Here is a 1,498-nt window from a genome sequence, read left to right as displayed (position 1 = left end):
TGCCGCGGCAATGGAAGGTGATCCAGCACGTGCGGGAGAAGTTCACCTGCCGCGACTGCGAGACGATCAGCCAGGCTCCGGCGCCCTTCCACGCCACCCCGCGCGGCTGGGCCGGTCCCGGCCTGCTGGCGATGATCCTGTTCGAGAAGTTCGGCCAGCATCAGCCGCTTAACCGCCAGGCCGAACGCTATGCCCGCGAAGGCGTGCCGCTCAGCCTGTCGACGCTCGCCGACCAGGTCGGCGCCGGCGCCGCGGCGCTGATGCCGCTGTTCAAGCAGCTCGAAGCCCATGTGCTGGCCGCTTCGCGTCTGCACGGCGACGACACGACGGTGCCGGTCCTGGCCAAGGGCAAGACCGATACCGGCCGATTATGGACCTATGTGCGCGATGACCGACCGTTCGGCGGCGCCGATCCGCCGGCGGCAGTGTTCTACTATTCCCGCGATCGCCGAGGCGAACATCCCGCGGCGCATCTCGCCGGCTGGAGCGGCATTCTGCAGGCCGATGCCTTTGGTGGTTATGGCGATCTCTATGCGACGGGTCGTCAGCCGGCGCCTGTTCTGGAGGCCAGCTGCTGGGCCCACAGCCGGCGCAAAGTGTTTGAGCTGGCCGATGTCGAAGCGGCGGCGCGCAAGAAGGCGCACGGCGAGAAGCCCAACCTGGTCTATCCGCTGGCGGTCGAAGCCGTGAAGCGCATCGATGCCCTGTTCGATATCGAGCGCGCGATCAACGGCCTGTCGCCGGCCCAACGCCACGCCGTGCGCCAGGAGCGGAGCGCGCCGCTGGTCACCGAGCTCGAGCGCTGGATGATCAAGACGCGCGACAAGCTCTCGCGCGGGCACGACCTGACCAAGGCCTTCAACTACATGCTGCGCCGCTGGTCATCCTTCACCCGGTTCCTCGACGATGGGCGGATCTGCCTATCCAACAATGCAGCCGAGCGAGCCCTGCGCGGCATCGCTCTCGGCAGAAAGTCCTGGCTCTTCTGCGGTTCCGATCGCGGCGGACAGCGCGCGGCCGTTCTCTACAGCCTGATCGTCAGCGCCAAGATGAACGATGTCGACCCGCAGGCCTGGCTCGCCGACGTCCTCGCCCGACTGCCCGCCTATCCGGCCCATCGGATCGATGATTTGCTGCCGTGGAATTGGAGATCCGCAAAATTGCGGACCCAACCAGCGGCGGCCTGATCATGCAGCGCAATAAGGTGCATCACGTCTACACCGTCGATCGTGTCGCCAGGGACCTCGGCGTCAGCGAAGCGCTCATCCAGGACCTGACCCTCGGTCTCGAGCCCGAGGACGGCGTCATCTGGATCTACGGCGCCAACGATGACGACGGGATCTTGGCCTTCACCGATGAAGGCATCGAGGAGGTCAAACTCCTCCTCGAAGAATATCATCGCGTCTCCCCAAAGAAAGCTTGACCCCAGCACTCCGGTGCTCAGGTTCTCCTGGCTGCCGGATGCGCACGTCTGCGGTCTTCACCGGATGCGTACGCT

The 1,498-nt window shown here is 65.7% G+C and carries 2 protein-coding genes; both read left to right on the top strand.

The window, feature by feature from the left end; genetic code table 11:
- A partial coding sequence (tnpC, locus tag NKH50_RS28915) for an IS66 family transposase (RefSeq protein ID WP_352882580.1) occupies window positions 1-1,187 on the top strand: 1,187 nt, incomplete at its 5' end.
- 2 nt (window positions 1,188-1,189) lie between these two features.
- Complete coding sequence (locus NKH50_RS28910; protein WP_352612028.1) at window positions 1,190-1,423, top strand: hypothetical protein; 234 nt, start codon at window positions 1,190-1,192, stop codon at window positions 1,421-1,423.
- Window positions 1,424-1,498: the final 75 nt, after the last annotated feature.

The organism is Mesorhizobium sp. M1027 (assembly GCF_040318745.1).
Classification (GTDB): domain Bacteria; phylum Pseudomonadota; class Alphaproteobacteria; order Rhizobiales; family Rhizobiaceae; genus Mesorhizobium.
Note: the sequence above shows the minus strand (reverse complement) of the source record. Positions and strands in the feature narration are given on the sequence as shown.

Bases quoted from the DNA above. Each gene is read 5' to 3' on its own strand.
- NKH50_RS28910 (WP_352612028.1), top strand. From the start codon at position 1,190: ATGCAGCGCAATAAGGTGCATCACGTCTACACCGTCGATCGTGTCGCC.